This window comes from Pseudomonas putida, assembly GCF_050990305.1.
Lineage (GTDB): Bacteria > Pseudomonadota > Gammaproteobacteria > Pseudomonadales > Pseudomonadaceae > Aquipseudomonas > Aquipseudomonas putida_AH.
Genome location: NZ_CP158817.1, coordinates 4,802,384 through 4,827,545, shown reverse-complemented (window position 1 = coordinate 4,827,545; position 25,162 = coordinate 4,802,384). Strand labels below are relative to the sequence as shown.

The window sequence follows — 25,162 nt, the reverse complement described above, 5'->3', positions numbered from 1 at the left end:
TTGGGCCTCTTCGCGAGCAAGCCCACTCCCACAGCAACGATACCCGTAGGAGCGAAGCTTGCTCGCGAACAGCAGTGTCATGGCCTCAACGCAATCTCGATCAACCGATGCAACTCCGCAACCTCCAGCGGTGCTTCGGAAAACAGGATGCGAAACACGATCGGCGCGGCGACCATGTTGATCAGCCGATCGACACTGGGTTTGGGCACATCCGGATAACGATCCAGAATGACCTGCAATTGCCCGCCGATGATCGTCGCGCAATAGCTTGGCTTGAGACTCGCCTGCACGTCGCGCAGCATGTTGCGTCCGGGGGCGGAGCTCATCTCGTCCAGATACTGTTCCGCCCAGGCCCGCACATCCCCTGGCAGGCTGCCGGTCCTGGCCGACTCGGTTTCCGGTTGCATGCGCGCCAGGGCCACGTCCGCCAGCAGCGCCGCCAGATCACCCCAGCGCCGATAAATGGTCGAGGGCGTGACACCCGCCCGCATGGCGATTTGCGGCACCGTCACAGTGGCGCGGTCCTGCTCTTCGAGAAGTTCGCGCACGGCGGTATGAATCGATTCCTGGACCCGGGCGCTTCGGCCGCCGGGGCGTAAAGTGGGAGCGGTCATTCGGTGTTTCCTGTTTCGCGCCGGTGTTGCGGCAATGCAACGCCGGTCCTGAGAAGCCATGGATGGGACCTTAACACAAAGAATTTGCTTTAAGCGCAAGCGGGGAGCACACTCCGCAAAAGCAAAAAATTAGCTTTTGCGGAGCGTGCTCATGTCCAGTACCCATTCAAATCGTGCCAGTCTGTGGTTTCTGGCCATCACCTTGCTGAGTTTTCTGGCGGCTTCCACCGCGCCGACGCCCTTGTATCACCTGTATCAAGAGCAGCTGCATTTCTCTGCGGCCATCTTGACGGTGATCTTCGGCGTATACGCGCTCAGTTTGTTGGTGGCGCTGCTGACGGTCGGCTCGCTCTCGGATCATCTGGGGCGCAAACCCGTCATCTTCACGGCAGTGCTGCTCAACAGTGTGGCAATGCTGCTGTTCATCTACGCCGATAACGTCGCCTGGCTGATCAGTGCCCGGGTGCTACAAGGTTTCGCTACCGGCATGGCGACCGCGGTGTTGAGTGCCACGCTGCTCGATACCGACCGCCAGCAGGGGCCGCTGATCAATAGTGTGGCACCCCTGATAGGCATGGCATTGGGTGGATTGGGTTGTGGATTATTGGCCGAATTCGCACCGGCGCCGTTGCATTTGACCTACTGGCTGTTACTGGCGCTGTTCGGGATGCAAGCCGTGTATGTCTGGCGCTTGCCGGAAAGTGTCTCGCCACAGCCTGGTGCGTGGTCCTCATTGCGCCCGACCTTGCATGTGCCGGTGCAGGCACGTTCTACCTTGTGGCGGTTGCTGCCGCTCAATACGGCGACCTGGGCACTCGGCGGTTTCTTTGCTTCCCTGGCACCCTCGTTGGTGCGTGCGGCCACAGGCTCGACGTCGAACCTGATCGGCGGATCGACCGTGGCGGCGTTGACGATGACCGGCGCGCTGATGATTTTCACCCTGCGTAATCGGCCGGCCACCCTGGGGCTTCGAATAGGTGCCATCTCGCTGCCGGCGGGGATCATCCTGATTCTGATCGGCGTGCACAGCGCCAGCCTTGCCTTGTTTTTCGTGGGCACACTCATCGCCGGTTGCGGCTTCGGCGCCGGTTTCCTCGGTACGGTACGCAGCTTGGTTCCGCTGGCGTTACCGCACGAGCGGGCCGGCTTGATGTCGGCGTATTACGTGCTCAGTTACCTGGCGTTCTGCCTGCCTTCCTTGTTGGCCGGCAACCTCGCCCACGCTTTTGGTCTGGTAACGACCACCGATGGATATGCCGGTGTGCTGATCATTCTGTCGTTTGGGGCGTTGCTGGCGATGATGCGACAGCGCGCTGCCAGTGTTTGCAATGCCGCTGGTTGACCCTGAAAGCGCGGTGCCCAATCAAGGCACCGCGTTGTCATGACCAGTATCATCTGTAAAACAGATAACTTATAGAGATATTACCCGTTATATAGATATTCTATTCGGATCTATGATGGCCTCCACCTCACCTGAGGACAGGAGTTAGCCATGACATGCACCAATACCGCTAAACCCGGCATCAAGCCTTTCAGTCACCTGCAGCATCCGCGTGAAGTGATTCGTCAGTTCACCCCTAACTGGTTCGCCGCCACCATGGGCACCGGCGTGCTGGCGCTGGCATTGGCACAGTTGCCCGTCGCCAATCCCGTTTTGCACGCCATTGCCGAAGCGCTCTGGCAGTTCAATATCGTGTTGTTCCTGCTGTTCACCGCGTTGTATGCGGCACGTTGGGTGCTGTTTTTCGATGAGGCCCGGCGAATTTTTGGCCATTCCACGGTTTCGATGTTTTTCGGCACCATTCCCATGGGCCTGGCGACCATCATCAACGGTTTCCTGGTGTTCGGCCTGCCGCGTTGGGGCGATGGCGTGATTCAGTTGGCCGAAACCTTGTGGTGGCTGGACGTAGCAATGTCATTGGCGTGCGGGGTGCTGATTCCCTACATGATGTTCACCCGCCAGGAGCACAGCATCGACCAGATGACCGCCGTGTGGTTGTTGCCTGTGGTGGCGGCGGAAGTGGCGGCTGCCAGCGGTGGCCTGTTGGCGCCGCATCTGGCCGACGCCCATTCGCAACTGGTGGTGCTGGTGACCAGCTATGTGCTGTGGGCCTTTTCCCTGCCGGTGGCGTTCAGCATTCTGACCATTCTGTTGTTGCGCATGGCGCTGCATAAGCTGCCCCACGAAAACATGGCCGCTTCGAGCTGGCTGGCGCTTGGTCCGATTGGCACCGGGGCCCTGGGCATGTTGCTGCTGGGCGCCGACGCGCCGGCGATTTTTGCCGCCAATGGTTTGCCGGGTATCGGTGAGATCGCCGCCGGGTTGGGCCTGGTGGCCGGCATTACGTTGTGGGGCTTCGGTTTGTGGTGGATGCTGATGGCGGTACTCATCACCTTGCGTTATCTGCGCGAGGGCATTCCATTCAACCTTGGCTGGTGGGGTTTTACCTTTCCGTTGGGCGTCTATTCGCTGGCAACGTTGAAACTGGCCAGCACGCTGCATCTCGGATTTTTCAGTGTCTTCGGTTGCGTCTTGGTGTCGTTGCTGGCCGTGATGTGGCTGATTGTCGGCAGGCGCACGGTGCAGGGCGCGTGGCGGGGCGAGCTGTTTGTTTCGCCGTGCATTGCCGGATTGAAGAAATGAGCCGCTGATTTTAGGTAATGTGTGGCCTGGATCGGTGTGCGGCATTCCAATCACTGTATTCAGGCCACTCTCTAAAATCAGGGACACATGGAAGATGAGTCACCCCTCACAGTTCACCTTGCTGCGTACCCGGCGCTTCCTGCCGTTTTTCGTGACCCAGTCCCTCGGGGCGTTCAACGACAACATCTTCAAGCAGTCGTTGATCCTGGCCATTTTGTACAAGCTCACCCTCGACGGTGATCGTTCAATCTGGGTCAACCTGTGTGCGCTGCTGTTCATCCTGCCGTTCTTTTTGTTCTCGGCGCTGGCCGGGCAGTTTGGTGAGAAATTCGCCAAGGACGCGTTGATCCGTCTGATCAAGCTCGGGGAAATCGCCATCATGGCGGTCGGCGCGGTCGGATTCATGTTCGATCATCTATCGCTGATGTTGCTGGCGCTGTTCGCCATGGGTACACATTCGGCGCTGTTCGGGCCGGTCAAATACTCGATCCTGCCCCAGGCCCTACGTGAAGACGAACTGGTCGGTGGCAACGGTCTGGTGGAAATGGGCACCTTCCTGGCGATCCTGGCAGGGACCATCGGTGCCGGGATCATGATGTCCTCCAGTCATTACGCGCCGGTGGTGTCCACAGCGATCATCGGCATCGCCGTACTCGGTTATCTGGCCAGTCGCGGGATTCCGCGGGCGGCGGCCGCTTCACCGCAAATGCGCCTGAACTGGAATATCTTTAGCCAGTCCTGGGCCACGTTGAAGCTGGGCCTTGGGCAAACGCCTGCGGTGTCGCGCTCGATTGTCGGCAACTCATGGTTCTGGTTTGTCGGGGCGATTTATCTGACGCAAATTCCGGCCTACGCCAAGGACTGGATGCACGGCGACGAAACCGTGGTGACGCTGATTCTGACGGTGTTTTCGGTCGGTATAGCCGTGGGGTCGATGCTTTGCGAGAAACTCTCCGGGCGTAAAGTCGAAATCGGTCTGGTGCCGTTCGGTTCGTTCGGCCTGACCGTATTTGGTCTTTTGCTGTGGTGGCATTCCGGCGGGATTCCGGACAGCGTGGCGGGGCATGGCTGGATCGAAGTTCTTGGATTTGGCCATACGTGGCTGGTGTTGATCGACATCCTCGGCCTGGGGATTTTCGGTGGTTTCTACATTGTGCCGCTGTACGCGTTGATCCAGTCCCGCACCGCCGAAAACGAACGGGCGCGGGTCATTGCCGCCAACAACATTCTCAACGCCTTGTTCATGGTGGTGTCGGCCATTGTCTCGATCATCCTGTTGAGCCTGTTAAAGCTGTCGATCCCGCAGTTGTTCCTGGTGGTGTCGTTGCTCAACATCGGCGTCAATGCCTACATCTTCAAGATTGTCCCCGAGTTCACCATGCGTTTCATGATCTGGCTGCTTAGCCATTCCATGTACCGCGTGGAGCATCGCAATCTGGACTTGATCCCCGAAGAAGGCGCGGCGCTGCTGGTGTGCAATCACGTGTCGTTCGTCGATGCCTTACTGATTGGCGGTGCGGTGCGTCGGCCGATTCGCTTTGTCATGTACTACAAGATCTACAACCTGCCGGTGCTCAACTTCATCTTCCGAACCGCCGGGACGATTCCGATTGCGGGTCGCCAGGAAGATATCCTGATCTACGAACAAGCCTTCACGCGCATTGCTCGTTATCTGAAGGACGGCGAGCTGGTGTGCATTTTCCCTGAAGGAAAATTGACCGCCGATGGTGAGATCAACGAGTTCAAGGGCGGGTTGACGCGGATACTCGAGGAGACGCCGGTGCCGGTTATTCCACTGGCGTTGCAGGGGTTGTGGGGGAGTTTCTTCAGCCGTGATCCAGCCAAGGGGCTGTTTCGTCGGTTGTGGTCGCGGGTGACCCTGGTGGCGGGAGAGGCGGTGGCGGTCGAGGTGGCGCAGCCGGCCAGATTGCAACAGATGGTGGGGGATTTGCGGGGGGGCGTTAGATAGCGGGCGAGTGGGCGGGCCTCTTCGCAGGCAAGCCTCGCTCCTACAGGATCGATGTAAGCCTGTAGGCGCGAGGCTTGCCCGCGAAGGCAGTCTCTCGGTTAAGCGCTAACCTTGAGCCCAATCAACCCGGTGACGATCAACGCCACACTGGCCAACCGCACCAGTGCCATCGACTCACCGAACAAAATGATCCCGGCAATCACCGTGCCCACGGCACCCACGCCGGTCCAGATCGCATAGGCCGTGCCCAGCGGCAATTCCTTCATGGCAAGGCCCAACAAGCCAAGGCTGACAGCCATGGCCGCGACGGTGAGGGCGGTGGGGAGCGGACGGCTGAAACCGTCGGTGTACTTCAGGCCTACGGCCCAGCCGACTTCGAACAGGCCGGCGAAAAACAGAATGATCCAGGACATGAGAGACCTCCATCGATTGACGGGGTCGTCCCCAGATTAATGACTCGATCGAGCCGCGAGGTCGTCCTCGCGTTGCGCAATATAGTGCCCAGCATTAATCCGGGGATCAAGTTTTGGATCAGTCGGTGGCTTGCTGAGCAGCGATTTTGCGGTCTTCTTTCTCGCTCATGCGGCGGAAGTACGTCGACAGCAATGCCCCAGAGATGTTGTGCCAAACGCTGAACAGCGCGCTTGGCACCGCTGCCAGCGGCGAGAAGTGCGCGCTGGCCAAGGCGGCACCCAACCCCGAGTTCTGCATACCGACTTCCAGGGCCAGAGATTTGCGCTGGGCCAGTGGCAGCTTGAACAGGCGGCCGGTGAAGTAACCCAGCAGGTAGCCAAAGCTGTTATGCAGCATGACCACGGCCATGATCAGCAGGCCGGATTCGGCAATCTTGGCCTGGCTGGCGGCAACCACGGCGGTAACGATGATCACGATGCTCACTACCGACACCAGCGGCAACACGTCCACTGCGTGACGAACCCGATCACCCAACAAACGCTGGGCAACGACACCCAATACGATCGGCAGCAGTACCACTTGCAGGATCGACCAGAACAATTCCATGAACGAGACCGGCAGCCAGGCCGACGCCAGCAGCCAGATCAGCGCTGGGGTCAACAACGGGGCGAGGAGGGTAGTGACGGCCGCAATGGCGACAGACAGCGCCAGATCCCCGCGTGCCAGCCAGGTCATCACGTTCGACGAGGTGCCGCTTGGGCAGCAACCGACCAGGATCACTCCGACGGCAATCTCCGGCGGCAAATGGAAGGCCTGGCAGAGCAACCACGCCACACCGGGCATGATCACGAAATGCGCCACCACACCCAACGCCACACGCCACGGATGACGAGCGACTTCGGCGAAGTCTTCGAGCTTGAGGGTCAGGCCCATGCCGAACATCACCAGCCCCAACAGCGGCACGATGGCGCCTTTGAGGCCGATGAACCATGCCGGTTGCAGGAAGGCCACGACGGCGAAAATCAGAACCCAGTAAGCGAAGGTGTTGCCGACAAAACGACTCAATGCAGCCAGTGCGCGCATGGCTTGTTCCTTGTTATGTAAAAGCGTTAGGGAGCTAAGCATACGCTGCTTATAAAAAAGATCGCAGCCTGCGGCAGTTCCTAAAGGGAAATGCGAATCCCTGTGTAGGAGCTGCCGCAGGCTGCGATCTTTTTCAAACGCCAAGGATCAAGGCAATCAGATGCCCTGTGGTGTCTCCTCGCCACCCAGCGCTTCAACCAGCGCCGGCAGGAAATCGCCGAAGGTCAGCATCATCAGAGTGAAGCTGGCGTCCAGCTGGCCGAGGGCTTCGTCGCCACCGTCCTGTTCCGCCTGGTCTTGCAACAGGTCTTCGAACTTCAGGCGCTTGACCACCATTTTGTCGTCGAGGACGAAGGACAGTTTGTCCTGCCACGCCAGCGACAACTGCGTGACCACTTTGCCGGTGCTCAGGTGCAGCTGGATTTCTTCGCTGGTCAGGTCCTGGCGCTTGCAGCGCACGATGCCGCCGTCTTCGTGGGTATCGCGCAGTTCGCACTCGTCCAGCACGAAGAAATCGTCCGCGGCTTTCTGGGTGGTGACCCACTCGGTCATGGTGGCGGTCGGAGACATTTTCACGGTCAAAGGGCGAACGGGCAGGGTGCCAATCACTTCACGCAGGGTCGACAGCAGGTCTTCGGCGCGCTTGGGGCTGGCCGAGTTGACCAGGATCAGGCCTTGCTTGGGCGCAATGGCGGCGAAGGTCGACGAGCGACGGATAAAGGCGCGCGGCAGGAACGCCTGGACGATTTCATCCTTGATCTGATCGCGTTCCTTTTTATAGACCTTGCGCATTTGCTCGGCTTCGATCTCTTCGACCTTTTCCTTCACCGCATCACGCACGACGCTCCCCGGAAGAATGCGTTCTTCCTTGCGCGCACTGATCAGCAGGAAGTCACCGCTGACATGAACCAGCGGTGCATCTTCGCCCTTGCCGAACGGTGCGACGAAACCGTAGGTGGTCAACTCCTGGCTTGCACATGGGCGCGCCAGTTTGGTGGCCAGTGCAGTTTCCAACGCCTCGGCATCAACAGGCAGATCTTGGGTCAGGCGATAGATAAGCAGGTTCTTGAACCACATGGGGTGACTCTCTCCTTTATACAAAGGGGGGCATTATTGTCCTCCGTGTGTCATAGGCCAACCCTTCTCTAAGCCTTTGGAAGGCATGAAAAAATTAATTAAAAAAGTGCTTGCCAGAGGTAGGGTCGCTCCGTAGAATGCGCGCCACACCGAACGTGAAGGGTGATTAGCTCAGCTGGGAGAGCGTCTGCCTTACAAGCAGAATGTCGGCGGTTCGATCCCGTCATCACCCACCATTCGCATTCAGTGTTACGCGCAGCGGTAGTTCAGTCGGTTAGAATACCGGCCTGTCACGCCGGGGGTCGCGGGTTCGAGTCCCGTCCGCTGCGCCATATTCGGTAACCTGGAACACTGAACGCCAGGTCACCACGGAAAAAGCCCGCTGATGCGGGTTTTTTTCTGTCTGTTGTTTCGCGGTTTGCATCGTTTCACCGGTTTTCAGATTTTTTTGAAAAATTTATCAATTAAATCAACACTTTACGAAAACCTGTGGCATAATGCGCCCCGCAACGAAGGTAAAGGGTGATTAGCTCAGCTGGGAGAGCGTCTGCCTTACAAGCAGAATGTCGGCGGTTCGATCCCGTCATCACCCACCACTTTCAACGCTACGCGCAGCGGTAGTTCAGTCGGTTAGAATACCGGCCTGTCACGCCGGGGGTCGCGGGTTCGAGTCCCGTCCGCTGCGCCATATTCGGTAACCTGGAACACTGAACGCCAGGTCACCACACAGAAAGCCCGCCTTGTGCGGGCTTTTTGTCGTCTGGGATTTGACAGTCCATGTCCCTGTAGGAGCGAGCATGCTCGCGATGGTCGTCAACGATAACGCGGGATGCCAGACACTCTGCGGTGTTCTCAGTTTCTTCGCGAGCATGCTCGCTCCTACAGTTCGATGTTGGTTTATTGCCCCGCATTGCGAGCATGTCGGTAATCACTGACAGCCTCATAAACGGCTTTACGCAGCCGGTTGATGCCGCCAATCGGGCGATGCGCCTCAATACCAAACCATGGATTGAAAGACTGATTGTCACACTGCAGGTTCAGCGCCGGTGTGTCGAAGTCCTGCGCGGGTACGGTTACGCCCCGGGGCCTTCTTCGGTCGGGTAGAGTCCGCGATGGGTGTCGTTCCAGGCCGCTTTGAAGAAGGTATCGAGCGAGCCTTTGAATTCCTTGCGCAGTTGCTCGTGTCGAACCTCGTAGTCAGGGCCCAGCACTTTGCGGGCGAAGCGTTCGAACTTCCATGGGTTGTAGTAAGTCGAGGCCAGGCTCGCCACCAAGGCTTGTCCGAAACTGCCACCTTTGAGTGTAGGAACGCTGGAGGGCAGTACATGCTGTGCGGAGCCGCCATCGATACGTACGGCTTGCCCTTTGAAACGAAGTTCTCCGGTGTGACAGGCGGCGCAGGTAATATCCAGAAATGCATCGGGGCTGCCAGGATTTTGATGTCGGGCGAAACCGACGGGCAGGTTGCCGGGGTTGTTCGGTGTGGGTTTCTGCTTGGGGTCGATCAGGAAACCGAAGCGCGCTAGATATTCAGGGGCGGCGAAACGTTGCTGTGAGAAGGGCAGTTCAAGGGCCGTGAACCAGTCATAACGCAAGCCTTTGACCTGAGTGCCCTGGGGCGTGAAGTAATAGGTTTGGCGGTCGTCGGCGCTCCACTGATCCAGGTAATTCACCTGTTGCGCGGGTGTCCAAAGCGGCAGTTTCGGGTTGGCAACGTAGTACAGAACCACGGCCAAGCCCACGCTCAATAGGCCAACGATCAGCACCAACAAGCGGATAATCAGGCGCAAGATGAACATCCTTGTCGATTTGTTCTCCCGTTATGCCTGGGCACCCAATGGGCAGCAAGTGGCCATTACGCCAGATGTGAGGGATGAAGAATTTGTCTGTGTGGGAGCGAGATGACAGAAGTTTCATCATCTACACTGCGAAAAGCGTTTAAACACCTGAACTTATCAGAAATCTCTGGCTCTCATGCCGGTAGCCATTGGTCGTGGCCGCCTGATAAGCTCGCGGCTTTACTCGATTGCCCTTTAGGCGAATGAACAAGGAAATAGCATGAAACAGCATCGGTTGGCGGCGGCGGTGGCCCTGGTTAGCCTGGTACTCGCGGGTTGTGACTCGCAGACCAGCGTAGAGCTGAAAACCCCGGCGCAAAAAGCTTCCTACGGCATTGGCCTGAACATGGGCAAGAGCCTGGCTCAGGAAGGCATGGATGACCTGGATTCCAAAGCCGTAGCCCAGGGCATCGAAGATGCCGTTGGCAAGAAAGAGCAGAAGCTCAAAGACGAGGAGCTGGTTGAAGCCTTCGCAGCACTGCAAAAGCGTGCCGAAGAGCGTATGGCCAAGATGAGCGAAGAGTCGGCAGCCGCTGGCAAGAAATTCCTCGAAGAAAACGCCAAGAAAGCTGGCGTCGTAACCACCGCTTCCGGCTTGCAGTACGAAGTGGAAAAGAAAGCCGATGGTCCTCAGCCCAAGCCGACTGACGTCGTGACTGTTCACTACACCGGCAAGCTGACCAATGGCACCGTTTTCGACAGCTCCGTCGAGCGCGGCAGCCCGATCGATCTGCCGGTCAGCGGTGTGATTCCAGGTTGGGTCGAAGGCCTGCAACTGATGCACGTCGGCGAGAAGTACAAGTTGTACATTCCAAGCGATCTGGCTTACGGCGCGCAAAGCCCAAGCCCGGCGATTCCAGCCAACTCGGTGCTGGTATTCGACCTGGAACTGCTGGCCATCAAGGATCCAGCAAAAGAAGACGCCGCCAAGTAATCAGCGTCTGCTTTAAAAACAACGCCTCGCTCATGCGGGGCGTTGTTGCATCTGGCGTGCGGTACGGGTAAACAAATCGAACAGATGTTGCAGGCTGTAGTCATAGCCATTGTGAGAGCGGCGCTAACCGCGCCAGAGCGCCAAGTCAATGAATTATTGGGTTTTTTTTGATGAGTAAAAAACGCCCGATCTAAGCTCAGCCCTTGTGCAGCGGGGCTTTCAGCCGTGAAAAGCAGCTCTGTTCACAAGGTTATCCACAATTTGTGTGGATAACATTCGCGCGGGAGAACCCCATGAAAGCACCTTGGAATTTTGCTCGTTTCTTGCCCTTGGCAGGACGCCTGCTGGCACGTGGGCGCTTGCCGACCTTGCTGTTCGCGGTGGCCAATAAAGCGGCCAATCAGGGTAACCGACTGGGCAAGCTCAAGGATGATCTGAGCCTGTTGCAGGCACTTTGCCTGGCGTACTGGCGCGGTGAGTACCGTGCGATCAGTCCCAAGGCCGTAGTATCGGTTGTAGCCGGCTTGATGTACTTCCTCAGTCCGCTGGACGCGATTCCGGACTTCCTTCCCGTGTTCGGCATGCTCGATGACATCGCTGTTCTGGGGTGGCTGATGAAAGTTCTCGATGATGAACTCAATGCCTTTCGCGTCTGGCGCAATCGTCAGGTGCCCGAGAAACTCGCGGTGGTCGAACGCTTGCCTGATACGCCTGAACAACTCCAACTTCAGGGACCGAAAAAACGTTGAGCCGAACAACTCTCATCTATAGATAGATACCCCCCGCGACCTTAGCCGCTGTTAGGATTACACTTCAAAGGAAAAGTGCCGACTCGCTAAGTGTTGTTGTCCTACGGGGTAGTCATGGATATTCAGATAATTACACGCGAAGGCGAACCAGAGTACGCGGTTCTGCCATGGGCTCAGTATCAGGCATTACTGAAAGCAGCAGGCATCAACGAAGCACCGTCGCGTCCGGCCCCAACGCCGAATGTGGCAACCCAGGACCCGATTCTTCCGGGTCTTGATCAACTACGCAGTTTGCGCGAAGGGAAGGGCATCGCCATCGAGGCGCTCGCCCGCACGGTAGGCATCAGCCCGTCTTATCTGGCCATGATCGAAAGTGGCGAGCGTCAGCCCGACGCCGCAATTCGCCGCAGCCTGGCCTGGGAATTGACGGTGCCGGGGTGGAGGGATGAATCGTGAGCGTACGCATCAGTCGTCAACATTGGGACGGATTGCTGGGCGAGCTGGATCAGGCGCGCCGTCAGCGTCACCTCCTGACTTATCGGGCATTGTTGGAGCGTTTGCAGTTGCCCACGCCCGCCATGCAAACCCTGACGGCCGCACTTGAGCATCTGGCCGCGCTGGACGCCAAGGCCGAGCAACCCTTGCGCAGTTCGTTGGTGATCAGCCAGGGGGCGAGTCGATTGCCGCGCACGGGTTTCTTCGAGTGTGTCGAGCGTCTTGGGCGATTTTCCGGGCCGTCCGATGGTGTCGCTGCCGCTTCCTGGCATGCCTCGGAAGTGGTGCGGGTGTTCGAATACGAATACCCCGAGTCGGCTGAGGCCTGAGTGTTTTTCAGGCTCAAGGCGCGGGTCAATTACTGGCTTGCTCGCCGGCTGTTTCACTGGCAGTGGTTTGTGCGCCAACCCCGAGGCTGGAGCTGGCTTGAAGGGCAGTTCGCCCGGATGGCGAACCTGGGCGATGTCGGCGCCCAGAGTTTTTATGGCCATATCCTGACCTTTCGTGGTGTTGGTCTGGGCGCGCGCGAAGAGGGGATTCGTTTGCTGCGCCTGGCGGCATTGGCCGGTGATGGCAAAGCGGCTTATCAAGTGGGGGTGATCAGTCTTGCCGGGACCCCAAGCAAGGCGCCGGACCCGGTCGAAGCGGCTCGGTTCTGGCGAATGGCTGCGAAGGCTGGGCACCCACTGGCGCCGATAAAACTTCAGGAACTGGCCTCGCGCAATTCCACGGAGTAAAACCGATTTATCTGACAGATCCGGGTGGCGCAGGAGGAAACTCCTGCGCCACTTTTTTATGGGCGAAGCGGTTTTAGCGAATCGCCCTACACGAAACACGTCCTTATCTGACTTCTTTCCCCGCTGATCCCCCGCAAAGTCCCTCGCGCCCTATTTCCTGTGCGAGGGATTGCTCGTGTTTGACCCGTTTTTACATGTCACTTCCTGCGTATCGGTGGGCTGATGGATCACATCGCCCGGATCGAACAGGAGCTCGAGCATTTTCCAAACACGCTGACGCTCTATCGCCAACAGGTCTCGCGTTGGTTCAGTCAGACCGCCGACAGGTTCAGCCACGCCGCTGACTTGCCCTCGCTCATGGGCATGGAACGGGTGATCAAGTTGGGGAGCACCAGCACCGCTGTCAGCAGTGGTGACGACGATTTTATCTCGGCGGTAGCGCAGTGCCCGAAGGTCGGAGTTCTGCAGATCGAGAGCAAGTTCGAGTCGGTGTACGACATTGCGCTGGGGAATATTCAGGTCGATGTGATTGCGGTTGAGGGCGGTCAGTCGACGCCCGTCATGTTGGATGAAAACGGCAAGGGGCAGTTCAGGGGAGAGGCGGGCAAGTTCTACCGCGTACGGGTGCAGAGCGAGGTCACGCCGAATCAGCTCGATGAGCTTTTCCAATCCTATGACGGACTGACGCAGACGCTGGAGCAGTGGCTGCGCAGCGAGTGGGAAGGGTTCAGGCCGCAGTGGTCGCAGTCGACTTTTTTGGCTGTGGGCAACGGGATGTTGGCTGGCAGTTGGGCTGCAATTGAAGGCGTGTGGGATGGCATCAATCTCCTTTCGGACATTCTCCAGGATCCCGGCAAGTTTATTGATCGACTGGGTAGCAGCGCTGCTCAGTTGAAGGCGTTGGCGGAAAAAACACCGGAGACGATGGCGAAAATCCAGCTGCTGGCCAGTGACGAGGCGGCGCTGTGTTTGCTGTTGCGCGCTGCCAGCCTGTGGCTGGAAATGCTGCCACCCAGCTTGATTGCCGGTGAAACGGCCAAGGCTGTGTCGATGCGGGTGGTGGAGTTGCTGATCGACATCCTGATCGCGGTTGTCCTGACCTTTGCCGCTGCCGGGGCAGGCATTGCGTATCTGACGATGCGTTTGGCGCGCCATGGAACGCAGTTGATCAATGCGGTTTTGCGGCTGGTCGAGGCGTTGTTCTCGATCCTCAAAACTGTCATTGACTACGTCGAGCACTACAAAAAAGTCGCCGCCCGGGGCATCGCAGCGGGGCTGAAAAAAGGTCGGATGCAGGTGCGCTGGAACGCGCGCAACAACACCACGCTGAAGAAAGACGAACCTCACCACGACGCTCCGGTTCAAGCCAAAAACCCCAACGGCGACAGCGCCGAGCCCGCTGGGCACACCGCCACCCACGGTTGCCCGGTATCGCTGGTCACCGGCGAAGAACTGCTGACCCTCACCGATGCCACGCTCGACGGGATTCTGCCGTTCGAGTTCACCCGCCTGTATCGCACCAGCGCGGTGGAAATCGACAGCGGCCTCGGTTTCGGCTGGAGCCATTCGCTGAGCCAGCGCCTGGAGATCGACGGCGATAGCGTCACCTGGATCGATTCGGAGAACCGCCGCACGCCGTTTCCGCTGCCGACTCTGACGCGTCCGGCAATCCACAACAGCCTGTCGCGGGCGGCGATCTTTCTCGGGGAAACGCCGGAGGAGCTGATTCTCGCCCTGGCCGGTGAATCACCGCGCTTCTATCACTTCCAGCACGGCCGCCTGAGCGCGATCAGCGACGCCTACGGCAACCGGCTGAGCGTGCAGCGCGACCTGGCCGAGCGCATCCAGCGCCTGGACAACGGTGCCGGGCGCTGCCTGCACCTGCGCTATGACCGCCAGCACCTGATCGCCGTCGACTACCAACGCTGGCATCCGGCCGACGACCAGGAACCCGGTTGGCGCACCGAACAAACCCTGGTCAGCTACCGCTACGACGGCCGTGGCCGGCTGATCGCGGCGAGCAACGCCGTTGGTGAATCCGAGCGCTACGACTACGACGAACAGCACGTCATCCTGCAGCGGCAGCTGGCTGGCGGTGCGAGTTTCTACTGGGAGTGGCAACGCTCCGGCAAGGCCGCGCGCTGCATCCGCCATTGGGCGTCCTTTGCGCAGATGGACACCCGCTACGCCTGGGACGACGACGGCGGGGTGACGCTCAGGCACGCCGATGGCAGCCAGGAACGCTACGTCCACGACGAGCAGGCGCGGCTGGTGCATCGGCGCGCGGCCGACGGCGGCGAACAGCACAAGACCTATGACGCCCAGGGCCGGCTGATCGCCGAACAGGATGCCCTCGGCGCCGTCACCGAATACCACTACGACGAAGTCGGTCGGCTGATCGCGCTGATTCCGCCCGACGACGAACCGACGTCCTACGAGTACCGCAACGGTTTCCTGCACGCGCGGTATCGCGGTCAGGCCAAGTGGACCTACCAGCGCAATGCCCAGGGCGACATCACCTGGCTGATCGACCCCGACGGCCAGAGCACCTACCACGAATACGACGCGCAAGGCCGCCTGGTGCTGATCCGCTACCCGGACCGCAGCCTGCATCGCTTGCGCTGGAACGGCCTCGGCCAACTGCTCGAGGAAACCCTGCCCGACGGCGGGCGTCGGCAGTTTGCCTACGACGCCCTGGGGCGGCGGACCACGACCCAGGACGCATTCGGCGCCATCAGCCGTGAGCAGTGGGACGCGGTCGGCCGCCTGTTACAGACGACACTGCCGAGCGGCGCCAGCCGTCGTTTCAGCTACAACGCCTACGGCCAGGTCACCGCCGAGCGCGACGAACTGGAGTGTGTCACCCGCTACGAATACGCCGACGACCTGCACCGGGTCAGCCGGCGAATCAACCCCGACGGCACCCAGCTCAAGTACCGCTACGACCACGCGCAGCTGTTGCTGACCGAGATCGAGAACGAAGTCGGCGATAAATACCGCCTGGACTACACCCCCGGTGGTTTGATTCGACAGGAAACCGGCTTCGACGGCCGGCGCACGGCCTACGCCTACGACCTCAACGGCCAGTTGCGGGAAAAGACCGAATTCGGCGATGACGGTTCGTCGTTAGTCACCGGCTATGCACGCGACAGCGCCGGCCGTTTGCTGGTCAAGACCCTGCCCGACGGGAGCAAGGTCGAATACCGCTATGACCGCTTGGGGCGGCTGGTCAGCGTCGACGACGGCCAGGACCACCCGCTGGCGTTCGAGTACGACGCCCTGGACCGGCTGATCACCGAGCACCAGGGCTGGGGCACCCTGCGCTACGGCTACGACGCCAGCAGTCAGTTGCAGCACCTGCGCCTGCCGGACAACAGCCGCCTGCAATATCACCGCGCTAAAGGTGGAGCGCTGAGCGCCATCGACCTTAATGGCACGCGTCTCACCGCTCATCAGTTCGAATTCGGTCGCGAACGCCAGCGCCAGCAAGGCCGGCTGCACAGCGATTATGCCTACGACGATCAGGGGCGCTTGCAGGCCCACGCTGTCAGCCAACACCAGCGTCAACTGTACCGCCGCGATTATGCCTACGCCGCCAACGGCAACCTCCTGCACATCGGCGACACCCGCCACGGCCTGCGCCGCTACCAGTACGACCCGCTCGAGCGCCTGACCCGGGTGCACCACGCCCGCGAACAAACCCCGGAGCACTTCAGCCACGACCCGGCCGGCAACCTGCTGATCCACGACCGCCCCGGCCCCTGGCACCTCAAGGGCAACCGCCTGCTGCGCCACGGCGACCGCCATTACGCCTACGACGCCTTCGGCAACCTGATCCGCGAACGTCGCGGCCAACACACCACCGACTACCGCTACGACAGCCAGCACCGGCTGATCGGCGTCAGCCTGCCGGACGGCCGCCAGGCGTCCTACCGCTACGACGCCTTCGGCCGGCGCATCGACAAAACCGTCGACGGCCACACCACCAGCTTCTTCTGGCAAGGTGACCAACTTGTCGCCGAAAGCAGCCAAACCCACTACCGCAGCTACCTCTACGAGCCCAACAGCTTCCGCCCACTGGCCCTGCTCGACGGCAAAGGCCCGAAAAACGCCCGCTCGTTCTACTACCAACTCGACCACCTCGGCACCCCGCAGGAACTCACCGATCACAGCGGCGAGATCGTCTGGTCGGCGCAATACAGCGCCTACGGCCAACTCCGCGAGCTAACCCACGGCAGTGGCGAACAGTTGGAACAACCGCTGTGCTTCCAGGGCCAGTACTGCGACACCGAAACCGGCCTGCACTACAACCGCCACCGCTATTACCAACCGGACAGCGGACGTTATCTGACGCCGGACCCGGTGAAGCTGGCGGGTGGGCTGAACGCCTACCAGTACACGCGCAATCCGACGGGGTGGGTGGATCCGTTGGGGTTGAGTGGGAATTGTCCGGGGGGGAATAAGGCGGGGTGCTCGGCACCGGATGGTGTTGTTGGCGCTAGAGTTGATGAAGGTGAACCGCAGCTGCCGAAAATGACGGCTGAGCAGCGGCGTGAAAGGATTGATGAACTAGCCGAGGAAAATGCCTACCGGCGGTTGGACGAGATGGAACGCGCTACTCCAGGTGGGCATTTCTTAGAAAAACATGGAGCGCAGACTACTTTGCGATCCCAGCTTGAGAGGGTTAGATCAGCAAAAAATCCAACAACGGGAATAGTTGAGACATATGGCAACGGAAGGAGAGAGGGTCAACCTAAGATACCCACAGCGGCGACTCATTTTCTTAGTCATAGGGATCAGCTTAATTCAATATATAGAGCACAATTGATCTTGCGATATACCAATTTGGAGACTTCTCGCCTAGCTTTCGATATGGGGAAGAAAATTGGTGAAGGGTTCAAACGAGGAAACTTGGAGTATGGTCAGCAAACAAAGGCTATAGTTATATTAGATAATTCTGGCCGACCTAAAACTGCATATGCGGATTTTGATTGATGAAAAACTTATACAATATTGAAAATATACGCGGGCTGCTGTTTGTGTTTGATATAGAAAATGCTGACGATGAAGAGAGAGAGGCGCTAATTGCTTCTAAGAATGTAAACGATGAGAAAGAGCTCACTGATTTGTTCGATCTGGTACTGAGGCCAGAGTTTTTTGCCTATGAACAGAAGGGTAGAGAAACTTTAATTAATACGGTGGCCTACTTCTTGAGCGAAAATGACAATTTTGATCGAGTTTTTGAGCGAATGACTACTTACTTTGATGATGCTGTTGTGGATCAGGCGAAATTTATGAAGGTGTTGCTGGCGTGTTTACAGCGATATCAAAAGGAAGGCGAATGATCTTTCTTGATGCGAGTTTTTTATTTTGCAGGGGCGGCGAGTTTATTTTTTACGAGATGTCTCATTGAGTTGCACAAAATAAATTTGTCATTTTTTATGGTTGATTTATTGAGAAAATATTTAAATGAAGGGCTGGTTACGGATTTCTGGTGTTGGGTTGATAGTTTTGGCAGTTTCTTTGGGGATTTCTAATAGGAGGTTTGCGAGTGAGCAACCGATTGATTTGCTTGCTGCAATGGAGGCAGGTAGGTGTGAATCAGAAGTTGTGGATTTACATAAAATGGCATTGAAAGGTGATGCCTTGAGTCAACTAGCTTTTGGGCATGCAGTGCATGAGGATCTCTGCAACGCTGTCGACATCGGAAAGAATTTTTCAGATTACTGGTATCGTAAGTCTGCAGAGCAAGGAAACGCTGAGGCGCAAGCGGCACTTGGGCAATCTCTTATAAGATCGTGGAATCGGAAAGATGAAGAGGAGGCGTTTGTGTGGTATCGGCGCTCTGCAGATCAAGGCAATCCTCATGGCCAATTTGGCTTAGCTCAATTGTATGAGGGGGGAGCCATTTCGAAAAATATACCGAAGAACGAAGAATTGGCTCTGGAGCTTTATAATAAGTCCGCAGCCCAAGGCTATGTAAGGTCACATATTAGATTGTCAAGTTTTTACGAAAGTGGTAGCGGTGGTGTACAGAAAGATGATGTCAAGGCGGCATATTGGTATCGAAAGGCGGCTGAAAATGGCCAGCCTTATGCTCAAGGTAAATTAGCAGAGTTGTACCAAGAAGGTCGTGGTGTAGAAAAGAACGTTGCTGAAGCGAAAGTTTGGTTTGGCAAAGCTGCTGCTCAGAATGATATGTATGCTCAGGAAAGTTTAGCGAAAATATTGTTGGAAAGTGGTGGGGGTAGTCAAGATCAAAAAATGGCGGTGGAATTATTTAGAAAGGCTGCCGAAGCTGGAAATCCAAAGGCGCAGTATGAGTTAGGGAAGATTTATTTGATTGGATTGAACGGTGTGCCGCAAGATGAAAGTAAGGCGAAGTGTTGGTTCAAGCGCTCAGCAGATAGATGGCACCCTCCTGCGATAAAAGAGTTGGAAGGGCTACGATAAAGGGTAATTATGTTGGCGCACATTTAACAATGTAATTGGTACAATGCGTGTGCGGTCGATTGTGGTTTTTGGAAGTAGTAGCGGAGTAAGTATTGTTCATCGTCGAACTGGCGAAAGACGCGGGCATATGTTTTTAACGTGCGCCGTGCGAAATTTTCGGGCAATGTCCTAGGAGATTTCCTTCAAGTTCTAGAGATTTCCATGAACTGGTGCGACGCGGATTCCATGGATAGTCTTTAGCTGCCCCCGCAATTTCGGGGGTAGGGCGTAGGAACCCTTGAAGACTAGAATAACGTTTTGGCGTCAATATCTGATTTATGGTTAGCAATGTACATCCGTAAGATCATTTGCGGCGGCTGTGCGCGGGCATGCTTCGGTGTGGCCGAGTGCTCTGGTCTCGGTATTCCTACCCCGCGTATAGCTGCCACCCAAGCCTGTAGGAAGGTCGGTGGGGGCGTCCATTTCGCTACCAGAGGTTTGAACAATGAAAAGTCTTCATCCCGATCCATCCTACGAAAAACCAGCCCCCCATCCCGAAAACCGCTTCATGGCCCTCACCAGCAACTGCAACGACATGCCCACCCTGTTCGTCGATACCCACGCGCCGCTCGAAGTTTTGACCGATGCCGCGGGCTATCGAATTCGCGCCGTCACCCAAGTGCTGGAAAATCTGTCCATGCGTGGTTCGGTCGAGTGTGAGTCTTTCATTCTCAGTGATTTTGCTTTGTTGTGTGCCATTCCGTTGCGGGATGGGTGTGATGTGTTGGATGTGGTGGGGCGGCGGTTGCGGGGGCGGGCTTCGGCTGGCGCTTAGCTAGCAATTAATCTTCGAAGTTTGTGTTGATTGAACGGGCGTCATCGCGGGCGAGCCTCGCTCCTACAGGTATGTGTCGTTCACAAAAATGGCATACGACCTGGACCTGTAGGAGCGTGGCTTGCCCGCGAAGGCGTCAGATGATTCAGCGATGACCTGTGAGCCATTCGACTTCAGGCAGCGGCATCACCAGACTATCAATCACATGCACGCTATACCCCGGCACATTCTTCGCGTGGTGCTTGGCCTGCGATGCCATCTCCGCTAACTGGCTGGCATCAATTGCCTCACAAGCTTCTGGATGCAAATGCACCACGCCAATGGACAGGGACAGCAATGGAAATTCCTGGCGTACGCCCTGGCGGTTGGGGGCGGTGAAGCAGCCGGCTTCGAGGTGTTCGTTGCGGTAGAAGCGTCGACACTGACTCTGGAAGTCGTCCAGCAGTTGGTTCAAACGTTTGCGCCAGTCTTCCGGGCCGAGTACCAGCAGGAAATCATCACCGCCGATGTGGCCGACGAAGTCGCGGGACGGGTCGACACGGTCGTTCAGGCATTGCGCCAGGCACAACAGGACTTCGTCGCCGCGGCCGTAGCCGTAGATATCGTTGAAGGGTTTGAAGCTGTCGATGTCGACGTAGCAAATCACCGATTCGCGTTGCTGTTGCAGCAGCCGCGTGAGGCATTGCTGGATCGGTACGTTGCCTGGCAACAGCGTTAGCGGGTTGGCGTAGCGGGCTTGTTGGATTTTCAGTTCGGTGATCAGTTTGAGCACATCGATCACCCGGCCCAGGCCCAGATAGCTGCCGTTAAGGGTGATGATGAAATCTTCTTCGATGCGTTGCCGGGCGCGGCTGGTGATCAAGCGGCTAACCTGTTGCAGCGACTGGCTCATCTCGACGGCGAGGAAGTCATCGCTCATCAGGCGGCTGATGGGCTTGCGGGCAAACAGGTCGGTGGCAAACGGCTTGAGCAAGGCATCAGAGAGCGAATGTCGGTGGACGATACCGCAAGGCTGACCTAGCTCGTCCAGCACTGCCAGCGAGTTCAGGTTGGCCTGGCGGCGAAAAGCTTCGAGGACGTCGGCGGTCGGCGTGTGGCGACCCACTGCGGGCTGGTCGTTAAGCAGCGCAGTGAGGTCGCTGGCTTCATCGTTCAACACCATGGCGGTGTTGTCCTGGCGCGGCATCAAGGTCCTGGCATCCCGGGGCGGGTGTTCCTGAGGGCGGCAAAGCAAATAGCCCTGGACCAGATCGACGCCCATTTCGGTCAGCACGGCCAACTCTTCCGGCAACTCGATGCCTTCGGCAATTACCTGCGCCCGCGAGGCCTTGGCGATTTGCAGGATCGAGCCGACGAATTCGCGCTTGAGCGCATCCTGGTGAATGCCGTCGATGAAGTGCCGGTCGATCTTTACGTAATCCGGGCGCAGTTCCGACCACAGGCGCAGACTTGAATACCCCGCACCCAGATCATCCAAGGCAATGGAAAAACCCATCGCCCGGTAGTGATGCAGTGCGGTTTGCAACAACTGGAAGTCGTCGATGGGGGTCTGTTCAGTGAGTTCGATCACCACCTGGCTCGGCGGGATGCCGAAATCCTGCAGCAGCTGCAAGGTGCGACCCGGTTGGTGTGCGGCTTCGAGCAGGGACTCGGGGGAAACGTTGAGGAAGAGTTTGCCGGGCAGTTGTTGATCGTTGAAGCGTCGGCATGCGCTCTGCCGACAGGCGATTTCCAGTTCGCTCAAGCGCTCGGCCTGGCGGGCGACGGCAAACAAGGCGATGGGGGAGTGCAGCGGGCTGTTGGACGGGCCGCGACTGAGGGCTTCGTAGCCCAGAATCCGTCGCTCGGAGAGGCAAATGATTGGCTGGAACAGGCTGTGCAAACCACCTTGAGTCAGGATTGAGCTCAAGGCACTCAGCTGTTCGGTTGTGGTCATGGCGATCTCTGGCGATAAAAAAAGGACTGGGCGTGCTCTCGGTAAAGAGCACGCCCAGTCCTTTATTTCACGACAGGATGATGACTGTTTGATGACGCTCCGGGGAGCGTCAGCATTAAATTGCCATCACTTGTGGGTAAACACTCAGTGCTTGGCCACCGCCGTGTTGAGTTTGAGGTAATCCAGCAGGATGCGACCGGTCTCGCTGAGGTAGGCATCGTCTTCTGGCTTGACCTTGTCCGGCTCGGCTGCCGCAGCGTCTTCGTCTTCTTTCTTCAGCTCTTTGAGCGGCTCTTCGCCTTTGGCTTTGCGACGGATGTTCTCCATGGCCAGTTGTTTGGCTTCGATGTCCGCGTGTTGGGCACGGCGGTCGGCTTCATTGAGGCTGACGGTTTTTTCCGCCATCAGCTTCTGAGCCAGGGCCAATTTGTCGCGGATAAACACGAACTCCGCGTCCTTGGCCGTACGCACATCATGCTCGGACTTGAGCTGGGTGATGTACGGTTTGAACGGGTCGACCGCAGGCTTGATCGCCGCGCGGATGGTGTCCCACGGCATGGCTTCCGGCAGGGCGCTTTCGCCGATTTCCTTGGTGTCGATGATCGACGGGTAATCGATGTCCGGCAGTACGCCCTGATGCTGGGTGCTCTGGCCGGAAACCCGGTAGAACTTGGCCAGGGTCAGTTTCAGTTCGCCATGGTTGAGCGGTTGGATGGTCTGCACGGTGCCTTTGCCGAAGGTCTGGCCGCCGATGATCAATGCGCGGTGGTAGTCCTGCATGGCACCGGCAAAAATCTCCGAAGCCGAGGCGGACAAGCGGTTGACCAGCAATGCCATCGGGCCTTTGTAGAACGCGCCCGGGTTTTCATCTTCAAGTACATCGACGCGGCCATCGGCGTTACGCACCAGGACGGTCGGACCTTTGTCGATGAACAGGCTGGTCAGCTCCGTGGCTTCCTGCAAGGAGCCGCCGCCGTTGTTGCGCAGGTCGATGACCACGCCGTCGACTTTCTCTTTCTGCAGTTCGGTCAGCAGTTTCTTGACGTCGCGGGTGGTGCTCTTGTAATCCGGATCGCCGGCACGGAATGCCTTGAAGTCCAGATAGAACGCCGGGATCTCGATGACGCCGAGTTTGTAGTCCTTGCCATCCTGCTTGAGGTTGAGCACCGACTTCTTCACGGCCTGGTCTTCAAGCTTCACCGCTTCGCGGGTGATCGGCACGATCTTGCTGGTCTGGTCGTTCGGCGCATTGCTGGCCGGGATCACTTCCAGGCGCACCACGGTGCCTTTCGGGCCGCGAATCAGCTTGACCACCTCGTCCAGTCGCCAGCCGACCACGTCAACCATCTCTTTGTTGCCCTGGGCAACGCCGATGATCTTGTCGGCCGGGGCGACCTGCTTGGTCTTGTCCGCCGGGCCTGCCGGCACCAGACGTACGACTTTCACTTGGTCGTTATCGCTCTGCAACACGGCGCCGATGCCCTCCAGGGACAGGCTCATGTTGATGTCGAAATTTTCCGCGTTATCCGGCGACAGATAGTTGGTGTGCGGGTCGTAGGACATAGCGAAGGTGTTGATGTACGCCTGGAAGATGTCTTCCGCGCGGGTCTGGTCCAGACGCGTCAATTGGTTCTTGTAGCGCTTGGTCAGGGTTTCCTGGATCTGCTTGGAGTCCTTGCCGGCAATTTTCATGCGCAGGACTTCGTCCTTGACGCGCTTGCGCCACAGGTCGTCAAGCTCGGCGTTGGATTTGAGCCAAGGGGCATCCTTGCGGTCGACCAGCAAGGTTTCCTTGGTGGTGAAGTCGATCTTGTCGACGCCCTTGTTCAGCTCGGCAAGGGCGAAGTCCAGACGCGCCTTGACGCGGTCCAGATAGCGCTTGTAGATGGTGAACCCGGCGTTGAGGTCGCCGCTCTTGAGGAAGTCGTCGAACTGAGTCTTCCACTTGTCGAATTCGGCAATGTCGCTGGCCATGAAATAGCTGCGCGAGGGGTCGAGCAACTTGAGGTAGCTGTCGTAGATGATCACCGAGCGCGCGTCATCGAGTGGCGGCTTGCTGTAGTGGTGGCGCTTGAGCAGCTCCACGACGTTCAGGCTGGCGATGACTTCGTCACGATCGGGTTGAAGTTTGTCCCAGCTATTGGCTGCGAATGAACTGTTCGACAGCGGCAAAAGGCCGATACCGATGAAAAGAGCGAGGGCGGTGCTGGGGAACAAACGCTTCATGTTGATTCGACGCGGGGACAATTGATAACGCATATTAGGCCGTCTTTGAAGTCGCCGGTTCCACAAGGGCCGGTCGCAAAATGCAAAAAGCCCGGCGCTAGCGCTTCGGGCTCAGTCCAGACTCACTATGGAGGCACTGTGAAAGCATTGCAAGGCGTTGACGGTCAAGTGGAGTGGGTTGAAGAGCCAAGTCCTGCCTGTGATGTAGGGCAAGTTCGTATTCGGGTGGCAGCTGCGGGACTCAATCGCGCCGATTTGTTGCAGAAGGCCGGTCTTTATCCGCCGCCGCCGGGGGCCAGTCAGGTGCTCGGTCTAGAGTGTTCGGGGGTGATCAGCGAGGTCGGCCCGGGCTCTTCGTGGCAAGTCGGTGATCGGGTTTGCGCCTTGCTGGCCGGGGGTGGGATGGCCGAAGAGGTGGTTGTCGACGGACGGCATGTGTTGCCGGTTCCCGACGAAATGTCATTGGCCGAAGCCGCAGCGTTGCCGGAAGTGTATGCGACCGTTTGGTTGAATCTGTTCCAGCTCGCCGGGCTCAAGCCTGGTGAAAAAGTTTTGCTGCACGCCGGAGCAAGTGGAATTGGTTCAGCGGCCATTCAGCTGTGCAAGGCGTTCGGCAATCCGTGCTGGGTCAGTGTCGGCTCCGCGGATCGTCTGGCGTACTGCGAAGCACTCGGCGCCCAGGGAGGCGTAGTGCGCACCAGCGATCTGGAAAGCCTGCGTGATCTGGGGCCGTTCGATGTCATTCTCGATCCGGTCGGCGGCAACTACGCGGCGTTGAACCTGAAACTGCTGGCCGGCGACGGTCGTTGGGTGCTGATCGGTCTGATGGGTGGCCGTGAGGCCAAGCTGGATCTGGCGCAGGTGCTGGCCAAGCGCGTGCAGCTGCTGGGTTCTACCCTGCGCAGCCGTGACGATCAGTTCAAGGCGGATCTGTTCAGCGATCTGAGCCAGCACGTCTGGCCGCTGTTTGCCGAAAAACGCCTGAGCCCGCAACTGGCCAAGGTCTTCCCGATCAAGGATGCGGAAGCTGCGTTTGCGGAGTTGGCGAGTAACACGGTGGCGGGGAAACTGGTGCTCTTGATTGATGAGAGCCTGACCTGACCACACAAAACCTGTAGGAGCGAGGCTTGCCCACGAAGGCGATCTGTCAGTCAACATAGTTGTTGAATGTTAGTCCGT

The 25,162-nt window shown here is 58.1% G+C and carries 19 protein-coding genes, 4 tRNA genes and 2 pseudogenes; 17 read left to right on the top strand and 8 right to left on the bottom strand.

Annotation, left to right across the window (positions count from 1 at the left end; all coding sequences use genetic code 11):
- Positions 1 to 77: 77 nt before the first annotated feature.
- Complete coding sequence (locus tag ABTV22_RS21710; protein ID WP_433736521.1) at positions 78 to 614, bottom strand: TetR/AcrR family transcriptional regulator; 537 nt, start codon at positions 612 to 614, stop codon at positions 78 to 80.
- A gap of 151 nt (positions 615 to 765) precedes the next feature.
- Between ABTV22_RS21710 and ABTV22_RS21705 the strand changes: the two genes are divergently transcribed.
- From ABTV22_RS21705 to ABTV22_RS21695, 3 genes are all read left to right on the top strand, one after another.
- Positions 766 to 1,956: an MFS transporter gene (locus tag ABTV22_RS21705; protein ID WP_433736520.1), complete on the top strand. Its 1,191-nt coding sequence runs from the start codon at positions 766 to 768 to the stop codon at positions 1,954 to 1,956.
- A gap of 150 nt (positions 1,957 to 2,106) precedes the next feature.
- Positions 2,107 to 3,258: a TDT family transporter gene (locus ABTV22_RS21700; protein ID WP_433736519.1), complete on the top strand. Its 1,152-nt coding sequence runs from the start codon at positions 2,107 to 2,109 to the stop codon at positions 3,256 to 3,258.
- A 94-nt stretch (positions 3,259 to 3,352) separates the two neighbouring features.
- Positions 3,353 to 5,227: an MFS transporter gene (locus tag ABTV22_RS21695; RefSeq protein WP_433736518.1), complete on the top strand. Its 1,875-nt coding sequence runs from the start codon at positions 3,353 to 3,355 to the stop codon at positions 5,225 to 5,227.
- 98 nt (positions 5,228 to 5,325) lie between these two features.
- Here the strand turns inward: ABTV22_RS21695 and sugE are convergent, their stop codons facing one another.
- The 3 genes from sugE to rdgC all read right to left on the bottom strand — a co-directional run bounded on the left by sugE (position 5,326) and on the right by rdgC (position 7,801).
- The gene (sugE, locus tag ABTV22_RS21690; protein ID WP_433736517.1) at positions 5,326 to 5,640 is read right to left on the bottom strand and encodes a quaternary ammonium compound efflux SMR transporter SugE; all 315 of its coding nucleotides are present in this window, start codon (positions 5,638 to 5,640) and stop codon (positions 5,326 to 5,328) included.
- A gap of 118 nt (positions 5,641 to 5,758) precedes the next feature.
- Entirely contained in the window at positions 5,759 to 6,724 is a 966-nt protein-coding gene (locus ABTV22_RS21685; protein ID WP_433736516.1) for a bile acid:sodium symporter family protein, read from the bottom strand.
- Between the two features lie 156 nt (positions 6,725 to 6,880).
- The gene (gene rdgC / locus ABTV22_RS21680; protein ID WP_433736515.1) at positions 6,881 to 7,801 is read right to left on the bottom strand and encodes a recombination-associated protein RdgC; all 921 of its coding nucleotides are present in this window, start codon (positions 7,799 to 7,801) and stop codon (positions 6,881 to 6,883) included.
- A gap of 160 nt (positions 7,802 to 7,961) precedes the next feature.
- Between rdgC and ABTV22_RS21675 the strand changes: the two genes are divergently transcribed.
- The 4 genes from ABTV22_RS21675 (at position 7,962) to ABTV22_RS21660 (ending at position 8,489) form a co-directional block, all read left to right on the top strand.
- Positions 7,962 to 8,037 (top strand) — tRNA-Val (locus ABTV22_RS21675).
- A gap of 19 nt (positions 8,038 to 8,056) precedes the next feature.
- Positions 8,057 to 8,133 (top strand) — tRNA-Asp (locus ABTV22_RS21670).
- Between the two features lie 188 nt (positions 8,134 to 8,321).
- Positions 8,322 to 8,397 (top strand) — tRNA-Val (locus tag ABTV22_RS21665).
- Between the two features lie 15 nt (positions 8,398 to 8,412).
- Positions 8,413 to 8,489: transfer RNA gene (locus tag ABTV22_RS21660), tRNA-Asp, on the top strand.
- A 209-nt stretch (positions 8,490 to 8,698) separates the two neighbouring features.
- Here ABTV22_RS21660 and ABTV22_RS21655 read toward each other — a convergent pair.
- Together ABTV22_RS21655 and ABTV22_RS21650 are read right to left on the bottom strand one after the other, a co-directional pair.
- Positions 8,699 to 8,878: pseudogene (locus tag ABTV22_RS21655) on the bottom strand (catalase family protein); the annotation flags it as partial.
- A gap of 2 nt (positions 8,879 to 8,880) precedes the next feature.
- Positions 8,881 to 9,591: pseudogene (locus tag ABTV22_RS21650) on the bottom strand (di-heme-cytochrome C peroxidase); the annotation flags it as partial.
- Positions 9,592 to 9,859: 268 nt separating this feature from the next.
- On the opposite strand from ABTV22_RS21650, the gene ABTV22_RS21645 reads away from it, so the two are divergent.
- The 9 genes from ABTV22_RS21645 (at position 9,860) to ABTV22_RS21605 (ending at position 19,821) form a co-directional block, all read left to right on the top strand.
- Positions 9,860 to 10,573, top strand: coding sequence for an FKBP-type peptidyl-prolyl cis-trans isomerase (locus ABTV22_RS21645; protein WP_433736514.1), 714 nt, complete (start codon positions 9,860 to 9,862; stop codon positions 10,571 to 10,573).
- 293 nt (positions 10,574 to 10,866) lie between these two features.
- The gene (locus ABTV22_RS21640; RefSeq protein ID WP_433736513.1) at positions 10,867 to 11,322 is read left to right on the top strand and encodes a YkvA family protein; all 456 of its coding nucleotides are present in this window, start codon (positions 10,867 to 10,869) and stop codon (positions 11,320 to 11,322) included.
- Positions 11,323 to 11,436: 114 nt separating this feature from the next.
- Complete coding sequence (locus ABTV22_RS21635) at positions 11,437 to 11,778, top strand: helix-turn-helix domain-containing protein (RefSeq protein WP_433736512.1); 342 nt, start codon at positions 11,437 to 11,439, stop codon at positions 11,776 to 11,778.
- Positions 11,775 to 12,146 carry a hypothetical protein gene (locus ABTV22_RS21630; protein ID WP_003223109.1) on the top strand — a complete coding sequence of 124 codons (372 nt, stop codon included), beginning with the start codon at positions 11,775 to 11,777 and terminating at the stop codon, positions 12,144 to 12,146. Before ABTV22_RS21635 ends, ABTV22_RS21630 begins: the two co-directional genes overlap by 4 nt.
- Positions 12,147 to 12,554: a sel1 repeat family protein gene (locus ABTV22_RS21625; RefSeq protein ID WP_433736511.1), complete on the top strand. Its 408-nt coding sequence runs from the start codon at positions 12,147 to 12,149 to the stop codon at positions 12,552 to 12,554.
- Between the two features lie 222 nt (positions 12,555 to 12,776).
- Complete coding sequence (locus tag ABTV22_RS21620; protein ID WP_433736510.1) at positions 12,777 to 17,549, top strand: RHS repeat-associated core domain-containing protein; 4,773 nt, start codon at positions 12,777 to 12,779, stop codon at positions 17,547 to 17,549.
- On the top strand, positions 17,549 to 17,899 hold the full coding sequence (locus ABTV22_RS21615; protein WP_433736509.1) for a hypothetical protein: 351 nt from the start codon (positions 17,549 to 17,551) through the stop codon (positions 17,897 to 17,899). Before ABTV22_RS21620 ends, ABTV22_RS21615 begins: the two co-directional genes overlap by 1 nt.
- 124 nt (positions 17,900 to 18,023) lie before the next feature.
- Positions 18,024 to 19,007, top strand: a complete 984-nt coding sequence (locus ABTV22_RS21610) for a tetratricopeptide repeat protein (protein ID WP_433736508.1) — start codon at positions 18,024 to 18,026, stop codon at positions 19,005 to 19,007.
- Between the two features lie 484 nt (positions 19,008 to 19,491).
- A complete protein-coding gene (locus tag ABTV22_RS21605; protein ID WP_433736507.1) occupies positions 19,492 to 19,821 on the top strand; it encodes a hypothetical protein in 330 nt (109 codons plus the stop codon).
- 145 nt (positions 19,822 to 19,966) lie between these two features.
- On the opposite strand, the gene ABTV22_RS21600 is transcribed toward ABTV22_RS21605, so the two are convergent.
- Positions 19,967 to 21,757 (bottom strand): bifunctional diguanylate cyclase/phosphodiesterase, encoded by a 1,791-nt coding sequence (locus tag ABTV22_RS21600; protein ID WP_433736506.1) that lies wholly within the window; start codon positions 21,755 to 21,757, stop codon positions 19,967 to 19,969.
- A 144-nt stretch (positions 21,758 to 21,901) separates the two neighbouring features.
- Positions 21,902 to 23,983, bottom strand: a complete 2,082-nt coding sequence (locus ABTV22_RS21595) for a carboxy terminal-processing peptidase (protein WP_433736505.1) — start codon at positions 23,981 to 23,983, stop codon at positions 21,902 to 21,904.
- A gap of 138 nt (positions 23,984 to 24,121) precedes the next feature.
- On the opposite strand from ABTV22_RS21595, the gene ABTV22_RS21590 reads away from it, so the two are divergent.
- Positions 24,122 to 25,084 (top strand): zinc-binding dehydrogenase, encoded by a 963-nt coding sequence (locus ABTV22_RS21590; protein WP_433736504.1) that lies wholly within the window; start codon positions 24,122 to 24,124, stop codon positions 25,082 to 25,084.
- The last annotated feature ends 78 nt before the right edge of the window (positions 25,085 to 25,162 follow it).

What these genes read in the sequence shown, in the direction of transcription:
- ABTV22_RS21710 (WP_433736521.1), bottom strand. Translation starts at nt 614, where the DNA reads ATGACCGCTCCCACTTTACGCCCCGGCGGCCGAAGCGCCCGGGTCCAG.
- ABTV22_RS21705 (WP_433736520.1), top strand. Translation starts at nt 766, where the DNA reads ATGTCCAGTACCCATTCAAATCGTGCCAGTCTGTGGTTTCTGGCCATC.
- ABTV22_RS21700 (WP_433736519.1), top strand. Translation starts at nt 2,107, where the DNA reads ATGACATGCACCAATACCGCTAAACCCGGCATCAAGCCTTTCAGTCAC.
- ABTV22_RS21695 (WP_433736518.1), top strand. Translation starts at nt 3,353, where the DNA reads ATGAGTCACCCCTCACAGTTCACCTTGCTGCGTACCCGGCGCTTCCTG.
- sugE (WP_433736517.1), bottom strand. Translation starts at nt 5,640, where the DNA reads ATGTCCTGGATCATTCTGTTTTTCGCCGGCCTGTTCGAAGTCGGCTGG.
- ABTV22_RS21685 (WP_433736516.1), bottom strand. Translation starts at nt 6,724, where the DNA reads ATGCGCGCACTGGCTGCATTGAGTCGTTTTGTCGGCAACACCTTCGCT.
- rdgC (WP_433736515.1), bottom strand. Translation starts at nt 7,801, where the DNA reads ATGTGGTTCAAGAACCTGCTTATCTATCGCCTGACCCAAGATCTGCCT.
- ABTV22_RS21645 (WP_433736514.1), top strand. Translation starts at nt 9,860, where the DNA reads ATGAAACAGCATCGGTTGGCGGCGGCGGTGGCCCTGGTTAGCCTGGTA.
- ABTV22_RS21640 (WP_433736513.1), top strand. Translation starts at nt 10,867, where the DNA reads ATGAAAGCACCTTGGAATTTTGCTCGTTTCTTGCCCTTGGCAGGACGC.
- ABTV22_RS21635 (WP_433736512.1), top strand. Translation starts at nt 11,437, where the DNA reads ATGGATATTCAGATAATTACACGCGAAGGCGAACCAGAGTACGCGGTT.
- ABTV22_RS21620 (WP_433736510.1), top strand. Translation starts at nt 12,777, where the DNA reads ATGGATCACATCGCCCGGATCGAACAGGAGCTCGAGCATTTTCCAAAC.
- ABTV22_RS21615 (WP_433736509.1), top strand. Translation starts at nt 17,549, where the DNA reads ATGAAAAACTTATACAATATTGAAAATATACGCGGGCTGCTGTTTGTG.
- ABTV22_RS21610 (WP_433736508.1), top strand. Translation starts at nt 18,024, where the DNA reads ATGAAGGGCTGGTTACGGATTTCTGGTGTTGGGTTGATAGTTTTGGCA.
- ABTV22_RS21605 (WP_433736507.1), top strand. Translation starts at nt 19,492, where the DNA reads ATGAAAAGTCTTCATCCCGATCCATCCTACGAAAAACCAGCCCCCCAT.
- ABTV22_RS21600 (WP_433736506.1), bottom strand. Translation starts at nt 21,757, where the DNA reads ATGACCACAACCGAACAGCTGAGTGCCTTGAGCTCAATCCTGACTCAA.
- ABTV22_RS21595 (WP_433736505.1), bottom strand. Translation starts at nt 23,983, where the DNA reads ATGAAGCGTTTGTTCCCCAGCACCGCCCTCGCTCTTTTCATCGGTATC.